Here is a 21,825-nt window from a genome sequence, read left to right on the forward strand (position 1 = left end):
CTGGGCGGATGAGCAGGGTCGCACTCATCGACGATCACGAATCCGTCCGCCTCGGTCTCGAGGCGGCGTGCGCTCGTGACGGAGAGCAGACCGTCGTCTTCTCCGGCAGCACCGTCGTGTCCTACCTCGAGTGGAGGTCGACGACGTCGTCGCAGCCTGCCGACGTGGTGGTGCTCGACCTCACCCTGGGAGACGGCACCACGGTGACCGAGAACGTCCGGTCTCTCGTCGCCGACGGCGCGAGCGTCGTGATCCACAGCGTCGCCGATCGACCGGCGGCTGTGCGCGAGGCGCTCGCTGCCGGTGCAGCCGGCGTCGTGAGCAAATCCTCTGCGCTGGACGACGTGCTCGACGCCATCCGCACTGTCGCGCAGGGCGAAGCCCTCAACAACGTCGAGTGGGCGAGCGCTGTCGACGGGGATCGCGACTTCGCGGACGCCCAGCTGTCGACACGCGAGCGGGAGGTGCTCCGGCTGTATGCGACCGGCCTGCCGCTGAAGGCCGTGGCCGAGCGCCTCGGCGTCGCGTACTCGACCGCCAAGGAGAACATCACCCGGATCCGGGTCAAGTACGTGGAGGTCGGGCGACCGGCCCCGACGAAGGTCGACCTTCTGCGGCGAGCGATGGAGGATGGGATCGTCGCCGCAGACGGGGCGCCGAGTGGCCGCTGACCCGCTCAGCATCCGGGAGGCATGGAGCAAGATCCCTTCGCCCGGCAGCGTGGAGACCGAGTTCGAGCGCTTCACCGGCAAACGCATGGAGCGCATCCTCGCCACGGTCGTCGCGATCGGATCGGGTGTTCTCGGCGCACAGGCACTGATCGCGGGGGTCACGACGACGGGATCGGATGCCGCGCGCATCACGATGCTGCTCGTGGTCTTCGTGCCGCTGATCGTCATGCTCGTCGCGTGCGTCATCGGACGTGGCGTCAGGACTGCGTCCGGCGCGTTCGCCATCGTGTACACACTCGCGCTCGCCGCCTGGCCGAGTCTGGTCGACCCTGTGGGCAGAGCCGCCGACCAGCCGTGGATCTTCTTCCTCGTCAACGTGGGCGTCGTGGCTGCGATGCTCGCCTTCCCTCTATGGCTGCAGTTCGTCTGGGCGGTGTGCCTGCCGTTCGTCTACGGCTATGTCCGCCTCGTCGAGGGCGATTTCTCGCGAGACTTCTGGGTGACGACGGCGTTCGACGTGTCGTTCACCCTGATCCTCGGATGCGTCATCATCGCGTTGGGATGGATGTTCCGCTCGGTCGCCGCGGGTGTCGATGAGGCCCGGGCCCGAGCCGTCGCGTCGTACGCGGGGGCCGCGGCAGCCGCCGCAGCCGAGGAGGAGCGTGCGGCGATGTCGGCGCTCATGCACGACAGCGTCCTCGCAGCGCTGATCGCGGCGGAACGGGCCGAAGGCGATCGGGCGCAGGACCTCGCCGTGGGGATGGCCCGGGAGGCTCTCACCCGCCTGGCGAACACCGAGGCCGCGGTGGCCCAGGAGGGCAGCGACGAACCGGTGGGCGCCGCTCAGATCGTCGTCGAGCTCCGTCGTGCCCTGTCCGAGCTCGGGGCGGATGCGATCGTCGAGGAACGGGGAGGGATCGGCCTGATCCCCGGGCGCGCCGCGAGAGCACTCGTGCTCGCCGCCAGACAGGCGCTCGGCAACGCGGTCACCCATGCGGGTGGGCGCGGGCTGCACATCCTCGTCGAGGGCCGCGGTGACGAGGGGATCACGGTGACGATCACGGACACCGGCCCAGGATTCGATATCGGGGCGATCGGCGCCGACCGCCTCGGGATCAGAGCGTCGATCTTCGCACGGATGGCCGGGGTGGCGGGCACCGCCGAGATCGTTTCGAGAGAGTGCGGCACCACCGTGACGCTGGGCTGGGAGCGGCCATGAATCGCACGGTGCGCAGTGTCGCGACGTCACTCGCGGTGGGCTTCGCGATGTACTTCGCCGCGAGAGGGGTGTGGTGGATCGAGCAGCCCTCCGCGCCGCTGCTGATGGTCGCGGCGATCGCGCTGTACCTCGTCGTCGTCAACGTCGCGATCCTCTGGGACTCGGCGATCTCGGTGCGGATGCCGCTCTGGGCGGCGCTGCTGACGCTGGTCTCGAGCGTCCTCATTCCGATTCTCGTGACGCTGTCACTCGATCCGCTGACACGCACGGCGCCGTTCGCCACCTGGTACATCGGTGCGCTCGGTCTGATGGGCGTGGTGTGCATCGTCCGGCGCCGCTTCGTGATCGGCTGGCTGGTGGTGCTCGTCCTCGTCGCCACATCGTCGGTGTATCTGGGTGTCTTCGTGGCGCTGTCCCTCGGCCTGGTGGGCTCGCTCGTGTGGGTCGCGATCGCTCACCTCCTGGTGATCTTCTGGGACAGAGCCGTCCGCGACACCGAGCGCCTCGCCGGCATCCAGCAGGCGGTGTCCGCCTGGCACGCGACCCAGCAGGTGCGCCAGAAGGAACGTCGTCTGCGCACGCAGTTCGCGCTGGCGGTCGCGGGGCCGGTGCTCAGTCGCACCGTCGCATCGCGTGGCGAGCTGAGCGAGGAGGAGCGTCTGCAGGCGCGTCTGGCGGAAGGTCGCCTGCGCGACGAGCTCCGGGGAGCCGATCTGCTCAACGATGCGGTGCGGGATGCGATCGAGGACGCGCGTCGCCGCGGTGCCGTCGTCACCGTCTTCGACGAGGGCGGCTTGGACGACGTCGATGAGGGACGACGCGCGATGATCCGCGACGAGCTCGCCCGGGTGCTGCGCGATGCGGATGCGGAGCGGTGGATCATCCGAGCGGCCAGGGATGCTCACACGGCCGTGACGGTGGTCGGCCGGGCCGGCGCCGGCGGGCAGAGCGACGACGATGCCGTCGACGTGTGGCACGAGATCCCGAGAGACGCTCCACGCCAGTGAGGCCCCTGTCCTCGGCTCTGGCCGGGGGAGGGGGTCAGAGTCGAGGTCAGAAAGAGTGGGCGAGGGGCGGCGAATCCGCCAGCCCCTCGCCGTGCGGACCAGTTACCCGAAAACCGTCCGCTGGTGGCCGGTCTGCGTCTATCTACCCTGGGACAGAGAGACCAGCCGAACGCGAAGCGTCTTACTCAGTCTCATGGTTAGTCAAGTCGTTGTCTGTAGGTATTTTGGGGGACACGGAATCGACGCCGGTGCGAGATGATGAGGCATGGGAATGCGTCGCGGAACCAATCTCCCCCGCATGGGTGACTTCAACCAGTCCGTCATCCTCGAGGCCATCCGCCGGTCCGGAGAGGGGCTCAGCCGGATCGAGCTCGTCGATGCGACCGGCCTCTCGGCGCAGACGATCACGAACATCACCCGTCGCCTTCTCGACGAGGGGCTGATCACCGAAGCAGGCCGGACCATCAACGGGCCCGGCAAGCCGCGAGTCACGCTGCGCCTGGTCGCGGAGAGTCGTTTCTCGGTCGGGGTGCATCTCGACCCGTCGGTGATCACCTTCGTGCTGCTGAACATGTCCGGTGCGGTGATCGCACGACGCGTCGTGCGCACGCAGGACCGCGACCCGCACCGCATCGTCGAGAGGATGGCGCAGACGATCGATGGCCTCGTCGACGAGGCCGGCATCGATCGCGCACTCGTCGCCGGGGTCGGCGTCGCTGCCCCCGGGCCGCTCGACGCGGCGAAGGGCACGGTGGTGGACCCCCCGAAGCTCGACGGATGGCATCGGGTGCCGCTGCGTTCCGTTCTCGCAGAAGCGACGGGCTTCGAGGTCACGCTGGAGAAGGACACCACTGCCGCCGCAGTGGGGGAGCTGTGGACCGGCTCCGCGACAGCCGAGGACTCGTTCCTGTTCGTCTACCTCGGCACGGGGCTCGGAGCCGCCGCAGCGCGTGAGGGCGTCGTGGTCACAGGCAGCACCCACAACTTCGGCGAGATCGGCCACATCATGGTCGATCCAGACGGGCCGCCCTGCGCGTGCGGCTCGCGAGGATGCGTCGAAGTGGTATGCACCCCGCAGGCGATCGTCGAGCAGGCGGAGGCGGCCGGGGTGTTCCGCGATGAGCCGGATGACCGAGGTGCGCGCGGAGTGGAGGAGCGGTTCGCCCGCCTGTGCGAGCTCGCTTCCGCGGGCGAGATCCGGGCGCTGGGCGTTCTGCGTCGCTCTGCCGAACATCTCGCAGTGCTGATCTCGGTGCTCACGAACATCCTCGATGTCGATCGTGTGGTGCTCGGCGGGCCGTTCTGCGCCCCTCTGTCCGAGGTCTATCTGCGCGAGATCCCGGAGCAGCTGAACCGTCGCAGTGCGACGAGGTCGGTTCGGGCCTTGCGCGTCGACAGCGCGGTGGTGGGAGAGGATGTCGGTGCCGTGGGGGCCGCCTGCGTCGTGCTCGACGCGGTGCTCACGCCTCGAGCATCCGACCTCTACCTCGAGGATTGAACGGAGCCATCAATTCGCATACCGGTATATCGGTTGAAGCGCCCTCAGTGATTACTCCAGTCGATGTATTATCGAAGAGATGCGCCGTCTGGGGTTTACAGGTGCCAGGGGCGACGGCCCCGCATCAATCGGAGGGTCGTCTGCGTGGCCCGGTAGCTGGGGGGCTCCGGGTCTCGCAGACTCTCCGATGCGAGGGCGTCAGCGTGCGAAGCGGCCCCACGGGATGTCTCGTCGCAGTGCGCGTCGCAGCGGTCGCTGGGTGCGGGCCCACGCCGATACGCGAGGCTCCTCGGCCACGGCATCCGCCGCCTCCTGCGAGTAGGCGTCGCTCACCACGGCGATGAGAGCGGCGAGCTCCTCCTCGGTCGCAACGCCCCGGGTGATCTCCATCGTCGGGAGCTGGCGCTCGTCCGACGTCGCGGGCTCGGTCACAGCGGGATGTTCCCGTGCTTCTTGGGGGGCAGCTCGGCGCGCTTCCCGCGGAGGGCTCGGAGCGCCTTGGCGATCGAGACTCGGGTGTTCGCCGGTTCGATGATGCCGTCGATCTCGCCGCGTTCGGCGGCGAGGAACGGCGAGGTCACGCTGTAGGTGTACTCGTTCGCGAGCCGCGTGCGCACGGCGGCGACGTCCTCGCCGGCCTCTTCGGCACGCTTGATCTCGCCGCGGTAGAGGATGTTGACCGCACCCTGGCCGCCCATCACGGCGATCTCCGCCGTCGGCCAGGCGAGGTTGACATCGGCGCCCAGCTGCTTCGATCCCATCACGATGTAGGCGCCGCCGTAGGCCTTGCGCAGGATGACCGTGACCAGCGGCACGGTCGCTTCCGCGTAGGCGTAGATGAGCTTGGCGCCGCGGCGGATCACGCCGGTCCATTCCTGATCGGTACCGGGGAGATACCCGGGCACGTCGACGAGCGTGACGATAGGGATCGAGAACGCGTCGCAGAACCGCACGAATCGGCTGGCCTTCTCGCCCGCCTCGATGTTGAGCGTTCCGGCCATCTGGGACGGCTGGTTGGCGATGATCCCGACCGAGCGCCCTTCGACCCGGCCGAAGCCGATCACGATGTTCGGCGCGAAAAGCGGCTGGACCTCGATGAAGTCCCCCGCGTCGACGACATGCTCGATGACCGTGTGGATGTCGTACGGCTGATTGGGGGAGTCGGGGATGATCGTGTTCAGAGAGCGATCGGCATCCGTGGTCTCCCACTCGAAGCCGCTCTCGTACGCGGGGATCTCCGCCATGTTGTTGTCGGGGAGGAAGCCGAGGAGCGTGCGGGCGTAGTCGATCGCGTCGTCCTCGTCCTCGGCGAGGTAGTGGGCGACACCCGAGCGAGTGTTGTGCGTGAGGGCTCCTCCGAGCTCCTCCATGCCGACGTCCTCGCCGGTGACCGTCTTGATGACGTCCGGGCCGGTCACGAACATCTGGCTGGTCTTGTCGACCATGATCACGAAGTCCGTCAGAGCGGGGCCGTAGACGGCTCCACCGGCGGCCGGGCCCATGATGATCGAGATCTGCGGGATGACCCCCGACGACCGAGTGTTCAGGCGGAAGATCTCGCCGTACTTGCTGAGGGCGAGCACGCCCTCCTGGATCCGGGCTCCACCGGAGTCGAGGATGCCGATGATCGGCATACCGCCCGACAGCGCGAACTCCATGATCTTGATGATCTTGTCGCCGGAGACCTCGCCGAGAGATCCGCCGAACGTGGTGAAGTCCTGCGAGTACACCGCGACCGTGCGGCCGTGGATCGTGCCCACACCCGTCACGACGGAATCGCCGTAGGGCCGGTTGCGATCCATGCCGAACGCGGTGGTGCGATGGCGCACGTACTCGTCGAACTCGACGAAGCTTCCGGGGTCGACGAGCAGTTCGATGCGCTCGCGGGCGGTCATCTTGCCCTTGGCGTGCTGCTTCTCCTGCGCGACCTTCTCGGCGTCGACAACGGCTTCGTTGTAGCGAGCGCGGAGGTCTGCGATTCTGCCGGCGGTGGTCGAGAGTTCGGGCTTGTCCGTCACGGATTCCACCCTATCGTCGCGGTGGCCCCGTCCGTTGGATGCTCGCTACAACGGGTCGTCAGATCCTTTGGCGGCTCTCGTGAACCCCACGTGTCCCGAGTGCGGCCGTCACTCGCGGTGTTCGGCACCGAGCGTGCCCGGCAGGTCGTGGGTGCCGGCCTGCTCGATCTCGCCGACGTCCTTGTTGCGGCCACGTCCGACCGACGCGATCTTGCGTCCCGCCCAGCCGACGCCGCGGACCGCCGATCCGGCCGCTCCGGCCACGGCGCCCCCGACGAACTGGGCACCGTGCAGCATTCGCAGCTCCATCTTCTCTGCGCCGGCGACGGGCTCCAGCTCGAGCGGCATGTCCAGAGGTGCCGCTCCGAATGCGTGGTGCGACGTCGTCAGCACGCGGCGTCCGAGAATGTGGTTGCCCGCGCCTCCGACGGCCGCGCCGACGCCGAACGGCAGTGCCTTCCCGATGAACGAGGCACCGCCCTTCGCCGCGAACTGCTTCACGAACATGCTCTTCAGTCGATCCACGAGGGGGCCGACGGCAGCGCGCGGCAACGACTTCGTCACCATCTCGCCCCAGTACGACGACCTCGAGCCGCCGCGGCCGGTGGCCTCGCCTGCCAGCTGTCCGACGAGGGCCACGCCCTCCTTGCCGAGCATGACGGTCATCACCAGCGCGCGGGCCCGGTCGGGGTTCGACACCGCGATGCCATGGACCTCTGCGACGGACTGCGCGAAGAGCGCCGTCGATTCGACGAAGCCCACCGTCTCGACTCCGGAGAGGGCGAGCGTGATGCCGGTGCCGATCCCCGGCACGACGGCGGTCGCTCCGACCGCCGCGCCGCCCGTGGTCACCGCCGCGAGATAGCGCCGCTCGAGGATGCGGATGATCTGCTCGGGCGAAGCGTGCGGGTTGCGCAGGCGGATGCTGCGGATGTGCGCCAGCACGAGCGGGCGCTGGATTGCGAGAACGCGGTCCAGCCCGCGGACCATCAGCGGATGCTCGGCCGAGCCGACGGGCGGCACCCCCCTGTCCCACGCGGCGTCGTCGGGGAGGGAGTGGATCTTGTGCACCTTGGGGGCCATGGATCGATCCTAGGAAGCCAGGCCGCGAAAAAGCCGAAAGCCCGGCTCCCTTGACGGGGCCGGGCTTTCGTGGAAGGCGATCAGACGAACAGGTTCGCCCGCTCGAGGTCCTCGGCGAAGTCGACCTCGACCGCGTAGAGATCGGAGACGTCCATCGGCTCGAGGAGCAGGCCGTCTTCGGCGATCGCGAGCTCGAGGCCGCGCTCGAAGTAGTCCTGGTCTTCGACGCGCTGCAACTGGCGCATGAACGCCTTCTTGTCTGCGGAGGAGATGTAGTTGATGCCCACAGCCTCACCGAGACCGCCCTTGACGGTCTTCGACAGCTCGTTGATGAAGCCCTCGGCCGTGACCGTGTACTTCACCTCCTCGTCGCTGACTTTGGAGGTGTTCACCGTGACGAAGGACTGGTCGCGCTCGATGTAGGCCGCAGCGCGGCCCAGGATCATCGGGTCGAACACCACGTCGCCGTTCATCCAGAGCACGCCCGACTTGCCGGTGGCGCCGAGAGCGCGCAACAGGCTCTTCGACGTGTTGGTCTCGTCGTAGCGCTCGTTGTGCACGTAATTGACGTTCGGGAACGCCTCGATGATGGTCTCTGCGCGGTACCCGACGACGGCGGTGATGCGGGCGTCCGATCCGAAGGCGGCGCGGATGTTGTCGTGCTGCTGGCGCATGATCGTGCGGCCGTCGCTCAACTCCGTGAGCGGCTTCGGCAGCGCGCGGCCGAGGCGTGAGCCCATGCCTGCTGCGAGGATGACGGTCTGAAGAGTCACGAGTGCTCCTAAATGAAGTATGTGTTCATGGTCGGTTCACCGACCGGACACTTCGTCGTGCCGAGAGCCATGCTAGCGATCCCGCCTGAGAACCCGCGGGGGTTGACATCGCTGTGGCCAATTCGTGATCCAGTACACACCCAACACTCAGATTCGTCCAGATCCGGAGTGAAATGTCCAACGGGTTCACCAGGTCGGCGAAATGTTGCGGTGACCCGAAGAAATCCTGCCCCCGTTGATACCGTAGGACGGTGACTGCTTCTTCCCCCGACGATCCCGCTGCTCAGGCGGTCGACGCCACGCCCGCCGCCCCGAAGAAGACTTCCGCTCGCACGACGCCTGCCAAGAAGACGGGTGGAGCGCGCGTTCCCTCCAAAGCTGCGGCGGACAAGGCCGCGGTCACCGTCGAGGTGGTCGCCGAACCGGCGCTGAAGATCGACCGGACCACCGAGAGCGGCGCTCCGCGATCGGCGGCATCGAAGAAGACCACCGCCGCTCGCACGACTGCCGCCAAGAACGCGACCCGCGACACGACCGCCCGCGCGGCTGGGGCGAAGACGTCATCGGCGCGATCCGCTGCTGCCAAGACCACCGCTGCGAGGACCACAGCCGCGAAGACGGCTGCGGCGAAGACCGCTGCTGCGAAGACCTCAGCCGCGCAGGGATCCACTCCGGCAGCCAGGGCGGCCGCGGCGAAGACGGTCGCCGCCAAGGCTGCGGTGGAGAAGAGCGCGTCGGCGAAGTCCGCAGCACGCACTTCCGCGGCGAAGACCACGGCGGCCAAGGCCGCGGCCGCGAAGTCCGCTGCGGCGAAGACAGCTGCCGCGAAGGCTGCTGCGGCCAAGGCCAAGGCCGAGGCCGAGGCAGAGGCGGACGCTCAGGTCGAGAGCGAAGCGGCGATCGAGATCGAGATGCCGGCTCCTGCCCACGTTCAGGGAGACGAGCCTGAGGCCGCAGCCGAGGGGGCGAAGACAGATCTGCCCGCTCCGGCGGAGGAGACCCCTATGAACGACGCCGCACCGGTTGTCGACGCCACGCCGGTCGACGACGCCACGCCGGTCGACGACGCGACGGCGGACGTCGCCGACGCCACCGCGTCTGCAGAAACGGCATCCGCCGACGAGAGCACGACATCCGAGATCTCCGAGCCGGTGTCCGATGCGGACGCGACCGAGGAGGCTGTCACCGGAGTCGAGGCGGCCTCCGGTGCGGAGGCCATCCGCATTCGGGGCCTCGTCAAGAACTTCGGGGATCACACCGCGGTCAACGGCATCGACCTGACGGTGCCTGCAGGTTCGTTCTACGGCATCGTCGGTCCCAACGGCGCCGGCAAGACGACGACCCTGTCGATCGTCGCCGGGCTGCTGCGCGCCGATGCAGGCGACATCGTGATCTGCGGCATCGATCAGTCGGCGAAGCCTCTTGCCGCGAAACGCATGATGGGTGTGCTGCCCGACCGGCTCCGCACGTTCGATCGACTCACCGGGCGGCAGCTGCTCTACTACTACGGGCTCCTTCGGGGGCTCGCATCCTCGGTCATCGAGAAGCGCGTCGCCGATCTCGCGCGCGCATTCGATCTCGGAGAGGCGCTCAATCGCGTCGTCTCCGACTATTCGGCCGGTATGACCAAGAAGATCATGCTCGCGGGAGCCATGATCCACTCGCCGAGGGTCCTGGTGCTCGATGAGCCGTTCGAGGCCGTCGATCCGGTGTCCTCCGCGGTCATCCTCGACATCCTGCGCGCCTATGTCGCGCACGGCGGAACGGTGGTGCTCTCGAGCCACGGGATGGATCTCGTCGAGCGGGTCTGCTCGCGCGTCGCGATCATCGTCGGAGGAGAAGTGCTCGCCGAGGGCACCATCGACGAGGTCCGCGCAGGCCAGACGCTCGAAGCGCGGTTCGTCGAGCTGTCCGGTGGCATCGGCGAGGTGGAGGGGCTCGAGTGGCTGCACACGTTCTCCGACTGAGGGCCGCGCTCCTGATCGGATCGCTCCGCGGCGAACGTCGGGTGCGGACGCTCGTCATGCTCGCCGTCGTGGCGATTCTCACGGGTGTGGTCTGCGCGGCGATCCTCAGCCTCGACGACGCACCCGTCGCTGTCGCACGCACGGTCATCGTCCTCGGTAGCGCGGCACTGCTCCTGGGATTCCTGGTGGGTCCCATCCTCGTGGGTGCCGTGGATCAGCTGGATCCCCGCAGATTCGCCGTGTTCGGGGTCGACGAGCGGCAGATGCCATGGATCCTCGCGCTCGCCTCACTGGTCAGCGTTCCCAGCCTGGCTCTCATCGCTGTGAACATCAGCGTGTGCATCGTGGCGATCAGGCTCGGAGCGCCGTGGTTCATCGCGGTGCTGATGAGCGTCGTCTGCCTGTTCTCGACGGTGCTTGCGGCGCGTATCGGCATGGCGGTGAACGCGCTGCTGCTGCCGGAGCGTCGATCGCGCGAGCTCACCGCCCTCTTCGCGCTGGCCGTGATCGTGATCGCATTCCCCGTGGCCGTGTTCCTCGCCTCGCTCAAGTGGGACGGGCAGGTCCCCGCCGCAGTGGGGGCACTGACGGCGACGATCGGGTTCACCCCTTTCGCCGCATCGTCGAGGTTCCTGTTCTCGTTCGCGACGGATGACGATGCCGGCAACTGGATCAGCGGGATCGTGGCCCTCCTCACCGCGGTGGTGCTCTGGGCGGTGTGGTCGTGGCTGGTTCGCAGACTGCTCACCACGACCGAGCGTCCTGTAGCCTCTCGCGAGCGCTCCGGTCTCGGCTGGTTCGGCCTGCTTCCCTCGAATGCCTTCGGTGCGATCGCGTCTCGCAGCCTCGTCTACTGGCTGCGTGACCGCCGCTACATCATGAATCTCATCGTGGTCCCGATCGCCGGCGTGCTGTCCGTCCTGCCACTCCTCGTCGCGGGCGTGCCGCTCGAGATCGCCGCTCTCGTGCCCGTTCCGGTGATGGCCCTGTTCTTCGGCTGGCTGCCGCACAACGATGTCGCCTACGACTCCACCGCACTGTGGACGCACGTGGCGAGCGGCGTGCGCGGCATCCCCGATCGTCTGGGCCGACTCGTCCCGGTGATGCTCGTGGCCGTTCCCGTGCTCGCGATCGCTGTGCCTCTCACGATGCTCTGGATCGATGACTGGCGTCTCCTTCTGCCCCTCACCGGCCTCGGGGCCAGCCTGCTGCTGTCGGCGCTCGGCTTCTCGAGCATCGTCTCTGTCATCGCGCCGTACGCCGTGTCGCGTCCCGGAGACAGCCCGTTCCAGCAGCCTCAGCGGCCGACGTCGCGTGGCGCGTACGGTCCTGCTGCGGCGTTCCTCGGAGCGATCCTCGTGAGCGTGCCGACCATCTGGCTGCTCGTGCTCACGATGCTCGAGGGATCGCAGTTCGCCCCCGCGACGTTCTGGGCCGGACTCGCGACAGGGGTGGCGCTCTTCGCGATCGGTGTCGGCGTCGGCGGGCGGATCTTCGAGCATGAGGGCGAGCGACTGATGGAGTTCGTCGAGACCGCGTGACGACCGCCCAACCGGGTGCGTCCGAGGCTAGACTCTCGGCATGAGTACTCCGCTGGACAGCCCCGATCAGGGCGGCGTGGCAACGCTTGATCGCGAACTGGAAGAACTCCTCCGCGAGGAGAATGTCGAGCCGGGCGACCACGAGCGCTTCTCCCATTACGTCAAGAAGGACAAGATCCTCGAATCGGCGATCACCGGCAAGCCGGTGCGTGCGCTGTGCGGCAAGAAGTGGACGCCGGGCCGTGATCCGGAGAAGTTCCCGATCTGCCCCACATGCAAGGAGATCTACGAATCGATGGTCGGCTGAACTGAACCGCCTCGGCCGCGTCAGCTCGCGTCGACGTAGACGGTGGGGATCGCCGGGTCGGACTTGCTCAGGGCGAGCGCTCTGACCGGAAGCTCCTCCCGCACCCGCAGATGGTGCGCTCGGGCGGAGGCCGTTCCCTCGGGTCCTTCGAACGAGTCGTCGATCTCGCCGTTCTCGACGAAGGTCGTCTGCAGCGCCCGCCCGTCCGAATGCTCGGCCGGGGTGTCGAGTTCCTCGAATCCGTCGGAGACGACGACGGTCTCTGCCTCCGCCACCCCGTCGACGAGGGTGCGGAACGCTGCTTTGCGCCCGCCGTGAGATGCCTTGTCGGTCGACGCCTTCGCGACGCCGATCCATGCGCCGTCCGAGTCCTGCCGCGCCACGAGCTTGTAGACCATGCTCGCGGTGGGGTATCCGGATCCCGTGACCACCGACGTGCCCACGCCGTAAGCGTCGACGGGCGACGCGGCCAGCGCGGCGATCGCATACTCGTCGAGATCGCTCGTGACCGTGATGCGTGTCCCGGTCGCACCGAGCTCGTCGAGCTGCGCCCGCACCTCGGCGGCGACGATCGGCAGGTCACCCGAGTCGATCCGCACGCCGCCGAGTCCCGTACCTGCGACGCGGATGGCCGTCTCGACCCCGGCGCGGATGTCGTAGGTGTCGACGAGCAGGGTGGTGTCGGTTCCCAGAGAGTCGATCTGCGAGCGGAACGCCTCCTCTTCGGTCTCGTGCAGCAGGGTCCAGGAGTGCGCGGCCGTGCCCATGGTGGGGATACCCCAGCGTCGTCCGGCCTCGAGATTGCTCGTGGCCCGGAAACCGGCGATGTAGGCCGCTCGCGCGGCTGCGACGGCGGACTGCTCTGCGGCACGCCGAGAGCCCATCTCGGCCAGCGGACGCTCGCCCGCCGCGATGCTCATGCGGGAGGCGGCGGTGGCGACGGCGGAGTCGTGGTTGAGCACGCTGAGAGCCAGGGTCTCGAGGACGACAGCGTCGGCGAAGCTGCCCTCGACCGTGAGGATGGGGGAGCCGGGGAAGTACAGCTCGCCCTCGCGGTAGCCACGGATGGAGCCGGTGAAGCGGTAGTTCTCGAGGTACGTCAGGGACTCGGCATCCACCACCTGGTTGTCACGCAGGAATCGCAGTTCGTCATCCTCGAAGCGGAACTGTCGCAGCAGCGTGAGGAGCCGACCGGTACCGGCGACGACTCCGAAACGTCGTCCTCCCGACAACCTGCGTGAGAACAGTTCGAACACGCTCGGCCGTGATGCGGTGCCGTCGCGCAGTGCGGCGGCGAGCATGGTCAGTTCGTAACGATCGGTCAGAAGCGCCGTGGACGTCGTCATCCGCTCAGCTTAGTGAGGGGAGCCGTCCGGGTCGCTGAGCGTGACGCGCGCCGCACGCGGGTAGGCTGGGTAGTCATGAACGACGCCCCGATCGGAATCTTCGACTCCGGTGTCGGCGGACTCACGGTGGCCCGGGCCATCCGAGCCCAGCTGCCCCGGGAATCGTTCGTCTACATCGGCGACACGGCTCACTCGCCCTATGGCCCCAAGCCGATCGCGGACGTGCGACGCTACAGCCTCGAAGTACTCGATTCCCTGGTCGACCAGGGCGTCAAGATGCTCGTGATCGCCTGCAACACGGCATCGGCGGCCATGCTGCGCGACGCCAGAGAGCGCTACGACATTCCGGTCGTCGAGGTGATCGGCCCGGCAGTGCGACGAGCCGTGTCGACGACTCGCAACGGCCGCGTCGGGGTCATCGGCACCGTGGGGACGATCGGCTCCCGCGCCTACCAGGACATGCTCGAGGTGAACGAACGGCTCGAGGTCTTCACCGCGGCGTGCCCGCGCTTCGTCGAGTTCGTCGAGGGGGGCATCACCGGCACGCCTGAAGTGCTCGCCACCGCCGAGGAGTACCTCGCGCCGCTCCGCGAGGCGGATGTCGACACACTCGTTCTCGGCTGCACCCACTACCCCTTCCTGCGTGGCGCGATCAGCTACGTGATGGGGGAGGGGGTGACCCTCGTCTCGAGTGATGACGAGACCGCCGGGGATGTCTATCGCCAGCTCGTGCGAGGCGATCTTCTCGCGTCTCCCGACGCCACGGCCACGTACGTCTACGAGGCGACGGGGGACTCGACGACCGAGTTCACCGCCCTCGCCAACCGCCTGATGGGCCGGGAGGTGCGCGACGTGCAGCTCGTGCAGACCGGTGTCATCACGCTTCCGGAGCCTGTCCCCGGACAGTAGCCCGACCGCAGCATCCGCTTCATCCGCCTCCACCGAAGGAATCCCATGACCAGCATCGTCCGCGCCGACGGCCGTTCCACCGACCAGCTCCGCGAGATCACGATCGAGCGCGGGTGGAGCAGCCACGCCGAGGGCTCGGCTCTGATCAGCTTCGGCGGAACCAAGGTGCTCTGCACGGCATCATTCACGAATGGCGTTCCTCGCTGGCTGACCGGCAAGGGCAAGGGGTGGGTGACGGCGGAGTACTCGATGCTGCCCCGTGCGACCAACAGCCGCAACGACCGGGAGAGCGTCAAGGGGCGCATCGGCGGGCGCACGCACGAGATCTCGCGGCTGATCGGCCGTGCTCTGCGCGCAGTGGTCGACACCAAGGCGCTGGGTGAGAACACGATCGTGATCGACTGCGACGTGCTGCAGGCCGACGGAGGCACCCGCACCGCCGCGATCACCGGAGCGTACGTCGCCCTCGCAGATGCGATCGAGTGGGGACGCGAGAAGAAGTTCATCGGCAAGAACGCGACGCCGTTGCTCGACTCCGTGGCTGCGATCTCGGTCGGGATCATCGACGGCGAGCCCATGCTGGATCTGGCATATGTCGAGGACGTCCGCGCCGAGACCGACATGAACATCGTGGTCACGGGCCGCGGGCTCTTCGTCGAGGTGCAGGGCACGGCTGAAGGAGCGCCGTTCGACAAGCGCGAGCTCGACGCCCTGCTCGACCTGGGCGTCGCGGGCTGCGCCGACCTGAAGGATCACCAGCTGAAGGCGCTCGCGGGCTGATGAAGGTCGTCCTCGCCACGCACAATCCGCACAAGGTCGCGGAGTTCCAGCAGATCGTGGCATCCGCTCGCCCTGATCTCGAGATCATCGCGTATGACGGACCGGAGCCCGTCGAGGACGGCGTCACGTTCGCGGAGAACGCGCTGATCAAGGCTCGCGCCGCGTCGGCGCACACGGGACTCGCGGCGCTCGCCGACGACTCCGGCATCTGCGTCGACGTGCTGGGCGGGTCACCCGGGGTCTTCTCGGCCTATTGGGCGGGGCAGAAGAAGGATGCCGCGGCGAACCTCGAGCTGCTGCTCGACCAGCTGCGCGACATCGCGGATCCTCACCGCGCTGCTCACTTCAACTCGACGATCGCGCTCGTGACTCCGGACGGAGCCGAGCACGTGGTCGTCGGGAACTGGCCGGGACGTCTCGCGCGCGAAGCATCCGGAGGCGGCGGATTCGGTTACGATCCCATCTTCGTCCCGGACGGACAGCCCGAGGGGGCGGAGCGCACGGTCGGCGATTTCACTGCCGGCGAGAAGCAGGCGCAGTCGCACCGTGCGCGCGCGTTCGCGGAACTGCTGCCGTTGCTCGCCGCTCTCTGAGTCGGCGGTATTCACTACGGTTGACGTACTTCATGCGTAGTGGTTACTCTGACGACATGCGAGAACTCACCTACTACGTCGGCGTCACGCTCGACGGATTCATCGCCGGCCCGGACGACGAGGTCGATTTCTTCCCCGTGACCGCTGCGTTCGCCGACGCTCTCGGCACGGAACTCCCCGACATCCAGCCTGCGCATGTGCGCGCGGCGCGGGGCGGCGCAAGCGCAGCGGTCACCCGCTTCGACACCGTCGTGATGGGGCGTCGGACCTACGAACCCGCACTGCAGGTCGGCATCACAGACCCGTACTCGCAGTTGCGGACCGTCGTGTTCAGTCGCTCGCTGGACGATCCGGGCGAAGCCAACGTCGAGATCGTGCGCACCGATCCTGTCGCGCGGGTCCGCGCGCTCAAGGCGGAACCCGGCCTCGGCATCTACCTCGCGGGTGGGGCCGGGCTCGCCGGGGTGCTCCTCGACGAGATCGATCGCCTCATCGTCAAGAAGTACCCGACGATCGCGGGGTCCGGCATCCCGATGGCGAGCCACCCCTTCGCCCCGACCCAGTTCCGTCTCGACCAGGTGCGCTCGTTCGACAACGGGTGCGTCGTGCTCGAGTACTCTCGCCAGCGCTGACGGCCCCGCGGTTACTGAGAATCATCACCATTCCCGACTGGGCTGAGACCCGCCGGCGGGTGTGCGAGCCGGTCTAGCCTGGAGACATGCACGATCATGCGCCCGCCGCGGGCGGCATCCGCTCCGCGAACCATCGCCGTCTTCTGGCGATCTCGCTGACACTGACCGCGACGATCATGGTCGTGCAGATCGTGGGTGCACTGCTGACCGGTTCTCTCGCGCTGCTGGCGGATGCGGCTCACATGTTCACAGACGCCTCGGCTCTGGTGATCGCGCTCATCGCGGCGGCCGTCGCCGCCCGACCTGCCGACGACCGCCGCACGTTCGGATACCAGCGCGCCGAGGTGTTCGGGGCGCTCATCAACGCGATCATCCTGATCCTCCTCGCCGGGTGGGTGGGGGTGGAGGCCATCGGTCGTCTGATCAACCCGGGGGAGACCGAGGTGGTCGGCGGGCTGATGCTCATCGTCGCCGTCGTGGGTCTTGTCGCGAACGCCATCTCGATGTGGCTGCTGAGCCGCGCGCAGCGCACCAGCATGAACGTCCGCGGCGCCTACCTCGAGGTGATGGGCGACCTGATCGGGTCGGCGATGGTGATCATCGCAGCGATCGTGATCGTCACGACCGGATGGATGCCCGCCGACGCGCTCGCGTCGATCATGATCGCCGTGCTCATCATCCCGCGAGCCATCGCGCTGCTCCGCGAGGTGTTCTCGGTGCTCTCCGAATCAGCGCCCCAGGGCACTGCGGTCAGCGAGATCCGACAGCACCTCCTCGACTACGACGGAGTCGTCGGCGTGCATGACGTGCACGTCTGGCAGCTCACTCGCGGTGCTCCGGTGTTCAGTGCGCACGTCAGCGTCGACCCGGCTCTCCTCGCCGATGGACGTTCGGCGAAGCTGCTGAGCGACCTCCAGTCGTGTCTGTCGCACCACTTCGACGTCGCTCACTCGACCTTCCAGATCGAGCCCGCGGAGCAGTCCGACTGCCAACCGCACCACGCCTGACGGTCAGGACTCGACGATTACCTCGTCGGGAGTCTTATCCGGCCGGAGTCCCCGCCAACGGGAGTGACGCAGAACGCCGTCCGGGGTCCAGTTCGCGAACTCGACCTCGCCGACGAGCTCAGGTCGGACCCAGAGCGCATCCGACGCATCGAGCGCGGGCACGTCCTCGAGGGGCGCGGAGTCGGTGCGCAGGGGAGCGAGCCGGTTCAGCAGGTCGCGCAGCATCCGGTCGGTGAATCCCGTGCCGACGCGACCGACATAGCGCAGCCGTCCGGACTCGGGGACCGCGAGCAGCAGGGAGCCGAACGTGCCCTCCCGGTCGCCCTTGCCGGGGCGGATACCGACGATCACGACCTCCTGCATGCGGGTGTGCTTGATCTTCAGCCAGGCCGGTGAGCGCTGGCCCGGACGGTACCGCGAGGACGGATCCTTGACGACGACGCCCTCGAGGCCGAACTCGTCGCTCGCCGCGAGAGCGGCGTCGAGATCGTCGAACACGGGCGGGACCTGCACCGGCGCATCGAGGTCGGCGACGACCTCCTCGAGGAGGGTCCGTCGCTCCGACAGCGCCATGGTGCTGAGGTCGTGACCGTTCAGTCGGAGCAGATCGAAAGCCATGTAGACGATGGGCGTGCGCACGACCTCGCGTTCGATCTCGCGGGGCCGGGTCAGGTGCATGCGGTTCTGCAGCATCGAGAAGCTCGGCCTGCCCTGCGCATCGAAGGCGACGATCTCGCCATCGATGATCGCATCGGACACGGGCAGGAACGGCGCGCCGTCGGAAGTCAGCTCGGGGTAGCGGGCCGTGATGTCGGTGCCGCTGCGGGCATGCAGCAGCATCCGTCCGTCCGCCCAGGTGCCGATGGCCCTGATGCCGTCCCACTTCACCTCCACCCACGACGGAGAGCTCAGAGTGCGGGCGATCGCCGGCGTGCCGTTCTCGGCCAGCATGGGGGAGACGGAGGGGGGAGACGACGAGGCCAGTGGTGCCGCACCGGTCGTCCGCGGGCGGTGGCGGCTCGCATGCGAGTTCGCGCCGTGTGCGTCGACGCGGGGGCCCGGCGCAGAGGTGGTGTCCGGGGGGCCCTCCTGGGCGGCGAGAAGCGGAGCGATGGGGTCCTGCCCGGAACCCGCACGCTCGAGCACCGTCGCGAAGTCGAGCTGCGCGAGGTCGGGGTCGTCGAGTTCGTCCCAGGTGCGCGGAGCCGCCACCCAGGGGTGCGCGCGACCACGCATCGAGTACGGCGAGATCGTCGTCTTCTTGCCGTTGTTCTGGCTCCAGTCGAGAAAGACCTTGCCGCCGCGCGCGGCCTTGGCCATCGTGCTCGTGGCGAGATCCGGATGCCCGGTCTCGATCAGACGGGCGATCTCCTTCACGACCGCGGATATCTCTGCGCTCGTCTGCTGCCCGGGGAGGGCGGCGTAGAGGTGGATCCCTTTGCTTCCGCTGGTCACGGGCACCGGATCGAGTCCGATGTCGCTGAGCAGGCTGCGAGCGATCCGTGCGACCTCGGCGCACTGGGCGAGCCCGACCCCCGGGCCCGGGTCGAGATCCAGGACGAGCCGATCCGGCTTTCCCGGCATGCCGTCGGAGGCGAAGCGCCACTGCGGCACGTGCAGCTCGATCGCGGCGACCTGCGCGAGCCAGACCAGCGTGGGAACGTCCTGGACGAGGGGATACTCCTTGGGGCCGTCCGAGTGCCGGATCGGCTGTCGGGGGATCCATTCCGGAGCTCCCGGCTCGAGCTGCTTCGTGAAGAACGCGTCGGCGGGAGCATCCGCGGTCCCCACCCCTTCCACCCAGCGCTTGCGGGTCACGGGGCGGCCCGCGAGCAGAGGGAGGAGGTGCGGCGCGATCGCCGTGTAGTAGGCGATGATCTCGCCCTTCGTGGTGCCGGTCTCGGGGTAGACGACCTTGTCGAGGTTGGTGATGCGCAGCCGGCGGCCATCGATCTGCACGTTCTGCGCCTCTGCGACCATGACGCCAGCGTAGTCAAGGTACTGGCCGTGAGCCGCGCGGCTGGTGTTCACTGGGGTCATGAGAACGATCTGGAAAGGTGCGCTCACCTTCGGCCTCGTGAACGTGCCCGTCAAGGTGTATTCCGCCACCGAGGACCATGATGTGCCGCTGCACCAGGTGCACGAGAAGGACGGCGGCCGGATCCGGTACCAGCGCACCTGTGAGGTGTGCGGCGAGACCGTCGCCTACGCCGACATCGATCGCGCCTACGTCGAGGAAGGGCAGACGGTCGTGCTCACGAAGGACGATCTGGCGGCGCTGCCGGCGGAGAAGAGCCGCGAGATCGACGTCGTCGAGTTCGTGCCCTCCGACCAGGTCGATCTGCTAACCCTCGACAAGCCGTACTACCTCGAACCGGACTCGAAGTCGCCGAAGGCGTACGTGCTGCTGCGCAAGACGCTCGAACAGACCGACCGCACGGCGATCGTGCGCTTCACGCTGCGACAGAAGACCCGACTGGCCGCACTCCGTGTGCGTGGCAAGGTGCTCGTGCTGCAGACGTTGCTGTGGGCCGACGAGGTGCGTGAGGCGGCGTTCCCGGTGCTCGACGAGGATGTGAGGATCTCGAAGAAGGAGCTCGAGCTCTCGGCATCCCTCGTAGACAGCTATTCGGCTGACTTCGATCCTGAGTCGTTCGTCGACGAGTACCAGAAGGAGTTGCGCACTCTGATCGATGCGAAGATCGAGGCGGGCGACACGTTCGATGTCTCGGACACCTTCGGCGAGGCCGAGGGCGATGCCAAGAGCGGTGAGGTCATCGACCTGATGGAGGCGCTGCGCGCCAGTGTGGCTCGCACCAAGGCCGCTCGGTCGGAGTCGACCAGCGACAAGGCGAGCACGAAGAAGAGCCCGAGCAAGAAGAAGGCGGGCTGAGACAGCCCGCCTTCTTCTGCACCGAGATCAGTGCTTGCCGTCTCCGTCGAAGTCCGGAGCACGGTCGAAGACCTCGGGGTCGAGGGCGAGTTCTTCGGCCTCGGTGGCGTCTGTCTCACCCTCGCCGGCCGCGGCTTCCTTCTTCGCCTTGTGACGCTCGGACAGGTAGTGCCAGAGCGTGATGAGTGCCGTGCCGCCGACGGCAGCGAGCAGGATCAGGTCGATGTAGCTCTCGACGAAGTGCGCGACCGGCGGGATGAAGCCGATGGCGTACCCGAACATCGTCAGACCGAAGCCCCAGAGGATCGCACCGATGAGGTTGTACAGCGTGTAGCGGCGCCATGGCATGTGGCCCACGCCGGCGGCGACCGGGGCGAAGGTGCGCACGATCGGCACGAAGCGGGCGAGGATGACGGTGATGCCGCCGAAACGCTCGAAGAAGGCGTTCGTCCGCTCGACGTTCTTCTTGCTGAACAGGCCCGATTCCTTGCGTTCGAAGACTGCGGGTCCGCCCTTGTGGCCGATGAGGTAGCCGACCTCACCGCCGACGAACGCCGAGAGCCCGATGAGCAGCGCGACGATCCACACGTTGATGCCGAACACCCCGTGCTCCGAACCCGCGATCGGGTGCGACAGGAGTCCTGAGATCACGAGCAGCGTGTCGCCAGGAAGCAGGAACCCGACCAGAAGGCCCGTCTCCGCGAAGACGATGAAGCACACCACGAGAAGCGCCCAGGGGCCGGCCGAGCCGATGATCGTGGCGGGGTCGAGCCAGGGGATGAGAGCGGCGTGATGCATGGATTTCCCGTCGTCGTGCGCTGTGCGGCGGTCAAGTCGTCGGTCGCAGGGGGTGCGACAGATCGGTGCGGAAGGTGGGACTTGAACCCACACGCCCTAGGGCACAGGAACCTAAATCCTGCGTGTCTGCCAATTTCACCACTCCCGCGCGCTGGGATAAGTCTACTGATCGGGGGATCGTGCGTTGCTGGGGATCCGCCCGCAGGAGCACCGCCGCCGCTGTGGATAACTCCGGCGCGTGTCACCCGATCCTTGCGAGGATGCTCGGGTGATCCAGCCCTCCGTCCTCGTCGCCGAGCGCGTTCGTCAGCGGCTACGCGCCGAAGGAACGGATCCGACGTTCGACTCCTCGGCAGCGCGCTCGGTCACGCTCGCCGAGGTGCGCAAGTTCAACGATCTGGCGCTGGCGCGGGGCGCGGCGGTGATCGACGACGAAGCAGCATGCGTGCGTGACGTGCTCGCGGCGGTCAGCGGCTTCGGGCCGTTGCAGTCGCTCCTCGACGACCCTGAGATCGAGGAGATCTGGCTCAACGGCCCCGAGAGCATCCACGTCGCACGCGGAGGGGTCGCCGAGCGGATCGAGATGCGTCTCACGGAATCGTCGTTGCGCGATCTCATCGAGCGGATGCTGCAGTCGACAGGGCGCCGTGTCGACATCAGTCAGCCGTTCGTGGATGCGTCTCTTCCTGATGGCGCGCGACTGCATGTCGCGATCGCGGATACTGGCGGAGTCGCATGTTGTGAAGTGCACTATTCGGCGATGGGCGAGGCACTCAAGTAGAG

The 21,825-nt window shown here is 67.7% G+C and carries 21 protein-coding genes and 1 tRNA gene; 14 read left to right on the forward strand and 8 right to left on the reverse strand.

Annotated features, from left to right (window positions below):
• Window positions 1–8 precede the first annotated feature (8 nt).
• The 4 genes from ACZZZF_RS18015 (at window position 9) to ACZZZF_RS18030 (ending at window position 4,395) form a co-directional block, all read left to right on the forward strand.
• Window positions 9–671, forward strand: a complete 663-nt coding sequence (locus ACZZZF_RS18015) for a response regulator transcription factor (RefSeq protein ID WP_053096978.1) — start codon at window positions 9–11, stop codon at window positions 669–671.
• Entirely contained in the window at window positions 661–1,890 is a 1,230-nt protein-coding gene (locus ACZZZF_RS18020) for a sensor histidine kinase (protein WP_463499835.1), read from the forward strand. The genes ACZZZF_RS18015 and ACZZZF_RS18020 overlap by 11 nt, the downstream gene beginning before the upstream one ends.
• Window positions 1,887–2,897 (forward strand): hypothetical protein, encoded by a 1,011-nt coding sequence (locus ACZZZF_RS18025; RefSeq protein ID WP_463499836.1) that lies wholly within the window; start codon window positions 1,887–1,889, stop codon window positions 2,895–2,897. Before ACZZZF_RS18020 ends, ACZZZF_RS18025 begins: the two co-directional genes overlap by 4 nt.
• Before the next feature lie 298 nt (window positions 2,898–3,195).
• Complete coding sequence (locus ACZZZF_RS18030; protein ID WP_463499838.1) at window positions 3,196–4,395, forward strand: ROK family transcriptional regulator; 1,200 nt, start codon at window positions 3,196–3,198, stop codon at window positions 4,393–4,395.
• A 198-nt stretch (window positions 4,396–4,593) separates the two neighbouring features.
• Here ACZZZF_RS18030 and ACZZZF_RS18035 read toward each other — a convergent pair whose 3' ends face one another.
• The 4 genes from ACZZZF_RS18035 to ACZZZF_RS18050 form a co-directional block, all read right to left on the reverse strand.
• The gene (locus ACZZZF_RS18035) at window positions 4,594–4,827 is read right to left on the reverse strand and encodes an acyl-CoA carboxylase subunit epsilon (RefSeq protein ID WP_308418038.1); all 234 of its coding nucleotides are present in this window, start codon (window positions 4,825–4,827) and stop codon (window positions 4,594–4,596) included.
• Window positions 4,824–6,413 (reverse strand): acyl-CoA carboxylase subunit beta, encoded by a 1,590-nt coding sequence (locus ACZZZF_RS18040; protein WP_372984169.1) that lies wholly within the window; start codon window positions 6,411–6,413, stop codon window positions 4,824–4,826. Before ACZZZF_RS18040 ends, ACZZZF_RS18035 begins: the two co-directional genes overlap by 4 nt.
• 108 nt (window positions 6,414–6,521) lie before the next feature.
• A complete protein-coding gene (locus ACZZZF_RS18045) occupies window positions 6,522–7,496 on the reverse strand; it encodes a hypothetical protein (protein WP_463499840.1) in 975 nt (324 codons plus the stop codon).
• 80 nt (window positions 7,497–7,576) lie between these two features.
• Window positions 7,577–8,269, reverse strand: coding sequence for a phosphocholine cytidylyltransferase family protein (locus ACZZZF_RS18050; protein WP_053096968.1), 693 nt, complete (start codon window positions 8,267–8,269; stop codon window positions 7,577–7,579).
• Between the two features lie 251 nt (window positions 8,270–8,520).
• Between ACZZZF_RS18050 and ACZZZF_RS18055 the strand changes: the two genes are divergently transcribed.
• Genes ACZZZF_RS18055 through ACZZZF_RS18065 form a run of 3 tightly spaced genes read left to right on the forward strand, consistent with a single transcriptional unit; the run spans window position 8,521 to window position 12,084 of the window.
• Window positions 8,521–10,236: an ABC transporter ATP-binding protein gene (locus ACZZZF_RS18055; RefSeq protein ID WP_463499842.1), complete on the forward strand. Its 1,716-nt coding sequence runs from the start codon at window positions 8,521–8,523 to the stop codon at window positions 10,234–10,236.
• Entirely contained in the window at window positions 10,212–11,777 is a 1,566-nt protein-coding gene (locus ACZZZF_RS18060) for a hypothetical protein (RefSeq protein WP_394194772.1), read from the forward strand. Before ACZZZF_RS18055 ends, ACZZZF_RS18060 begins: the two co-directional genes overlap by 25 nt.
• Before the next feature lie 40 nt (window positions 11,778–11,817).
• Window positions 11,818–12,084: a DUF3039 domain-containing protein gene (locus tag ACZZZF_RS18065; protein ID WP_053096965.1), complete on the forward strand. Its 267-nt coding sequence runs from the start codon at window positions 11,818–11,820 to the stop codon at window positions 12,082–12,084.
• A 20-nt stretch (window positions 12,085–12,104) separates the two neighbouring features.
• On the opposite strand, the gene ACZZZF_RS18070 is transcribed toward ACZZZF_RS18065, so the two are convergent.
• Window positions 12,105–13,430 carry a nicotinate phosphoribosyltransferase gene (locus ACZZZF_RS18070; RefSeq protein ID WP_285364258.1) on the reverse strand — a complete coding sequence of 442 codons (1,326 nt, stop codon included), beginning with the start codon at window positions 13,428–13,430 and terminating at the stop codon, window positions 12,105–12,107.
• Window positions 13,431–13,505: 75 nt separating this feature from the next.
• Between ACZZZF_RS18070 and murI the strand changes: the two genes are divergently transcribed.
• The 5 genes from murI (at window position 13,506) to ACZZZF_RS18095 (ending at window position 17,351) form a co-directional block, all read left to right on the forward strand.
• Window positions 13,506–14,339, forward strand: a complete 834-nt coding sequence (gene murI / locus ACZZZF_RS18075; RefSeq protein WP_053096961.1) for a glutamate racemase — start codon at window positions 13,506–13,508, stop codon at window positions 14,337–14,339.
• 45 nt (window positions 14,340–14,384) lie between these two features.
• Window positions 14,385–15,119 (forward strand): ribonuclease PH, encoded by a 735-nt coding sequence (gene rph, locus ACZZZF_RS18080; protein WP_042536503.1) that lies wholly within the window; start codon window positions 14,385–14,387, stop codon window positions 15,117–15,119.
• On the forward strand, window positions 15,119–15,712 hold the full coding sequence (gene rdgB / locus ACZZZF_RS18085) for an RdgB/HAM1 family non-canonical purine NTP pyrophosphatase (RefSeq protein WP_053096959.1): 594 nt from the start codon (window positions 15,119–15,121) through the stop codon (window positions 15,710–15,712). The genes rph and rdgB overlap by 1 nt, the downstream gene beginning before the upstream one ends.
• Window positions 15,713–15,768: 56 nt before the next feature.
• Entirely contained in the window at window positions 15,769–16,344 is a 576-nt protein-coding gene (locus ACZZZF_RS18090; protein ID WP_285364260.1) for a dihydrofolate reductase family protein, read from the forward strand.
• 86 nt (window positions 16,345–16,430) lie between these two features.
• Window positions 16,431–17,351 (forward strand): cation diffusion facilitator family transporter, encoded by a 921-nt coding sequence (locus ACZZZF_RS18095; protein WP_053096956.1) that lies wholly within the window; start codon window positions 16,431–16,433, stop codon window positions 17,349–17,351.
• 3 nt (window positions 17,352–17,354) lie between these two features.
• Here the strand turns inward: ACZZZF_RS18095 and ligD are convergent, their stop codons facing one another.
• Window positions 17,355–19,331: a non-homologous end-joining DNA ligase gene (ligD, locus tag ACZZZF_RS18100; protein ID WP_463499844.1), complete on the reverse strand. Its 1,977-nt coding sequence runs from the start codon at window positions 19,329–19,331 to the stop codon at window positions 17,355–17,357.
• A gap of 58 nt (window positions 19,332–19,389) precedes the next feature.
• Between ligD and ku the strand changes: the two genes are divergently transcribed.
• Window positions 19,390–20,244 carry a non-homologous end joining protein Ku gene (gene ku, locus ACZZZF_RS18105; RefSeq protein ID WP_463499846.1) on the forward strand — a complete coding sequence of 285 codons (855 nt, stop codon included), beginning with the start codon at window positions 19,390–19,392 and terminating at the stop codon, window positions 20,242–20,244.
• Between the two features lie 27 nt (window positions 20,245–20,271).
• Here the strand turns inward: ku and ACZZZF_RS18110 are convergent, their stop codons facing one another.
• Together ACZZZF_RS18110 and ACZZZF_RS18115 are read right to left on the reverse strand one after the other, a co-directional pair.
• On the reverse strand, window positions 20,272–21,042 hold the full coding sequence (locus ACZZZF_RS18110; protein ID WP_187250481.1) for a DedA family protein: 771 nt from the start codon (window positions 21,040–21,042) through the stop codon (window positions 20,272–20,274).
• A gap of 66 nt (window positions 21,043–21,108) precedes the next feature.
• Window positions 21,109–21,190 (reverse strand) — tRNA-Leu (locus tag ACZZZF_RS18115).
• Window positions 21,191–21,310: 120 nt separating this feature from the next.
• Between ACZZZF_RS18115 and ACZZZF_RS18120 the strand changes: the two genes are divergently transcribed.
• Window positions 21,311–21,823: an ATPase, T2SS/T4P/T4SS family gene (locus ACZZZF_RS18120; RefSeq protein ID WP_463499848.1), complete on the forward strand. Its 513-nt coding sequence runs from the start codon at window positions 21,311–21,313 to the stop codon at window positions 21,821–21,823.
• The last annotated feature ends 2 nt before the right edge of the window (window positions 21,824–21,825 follow it).

The organism is Microbacterium sp. AC215 (assembly GCF_979258645.1).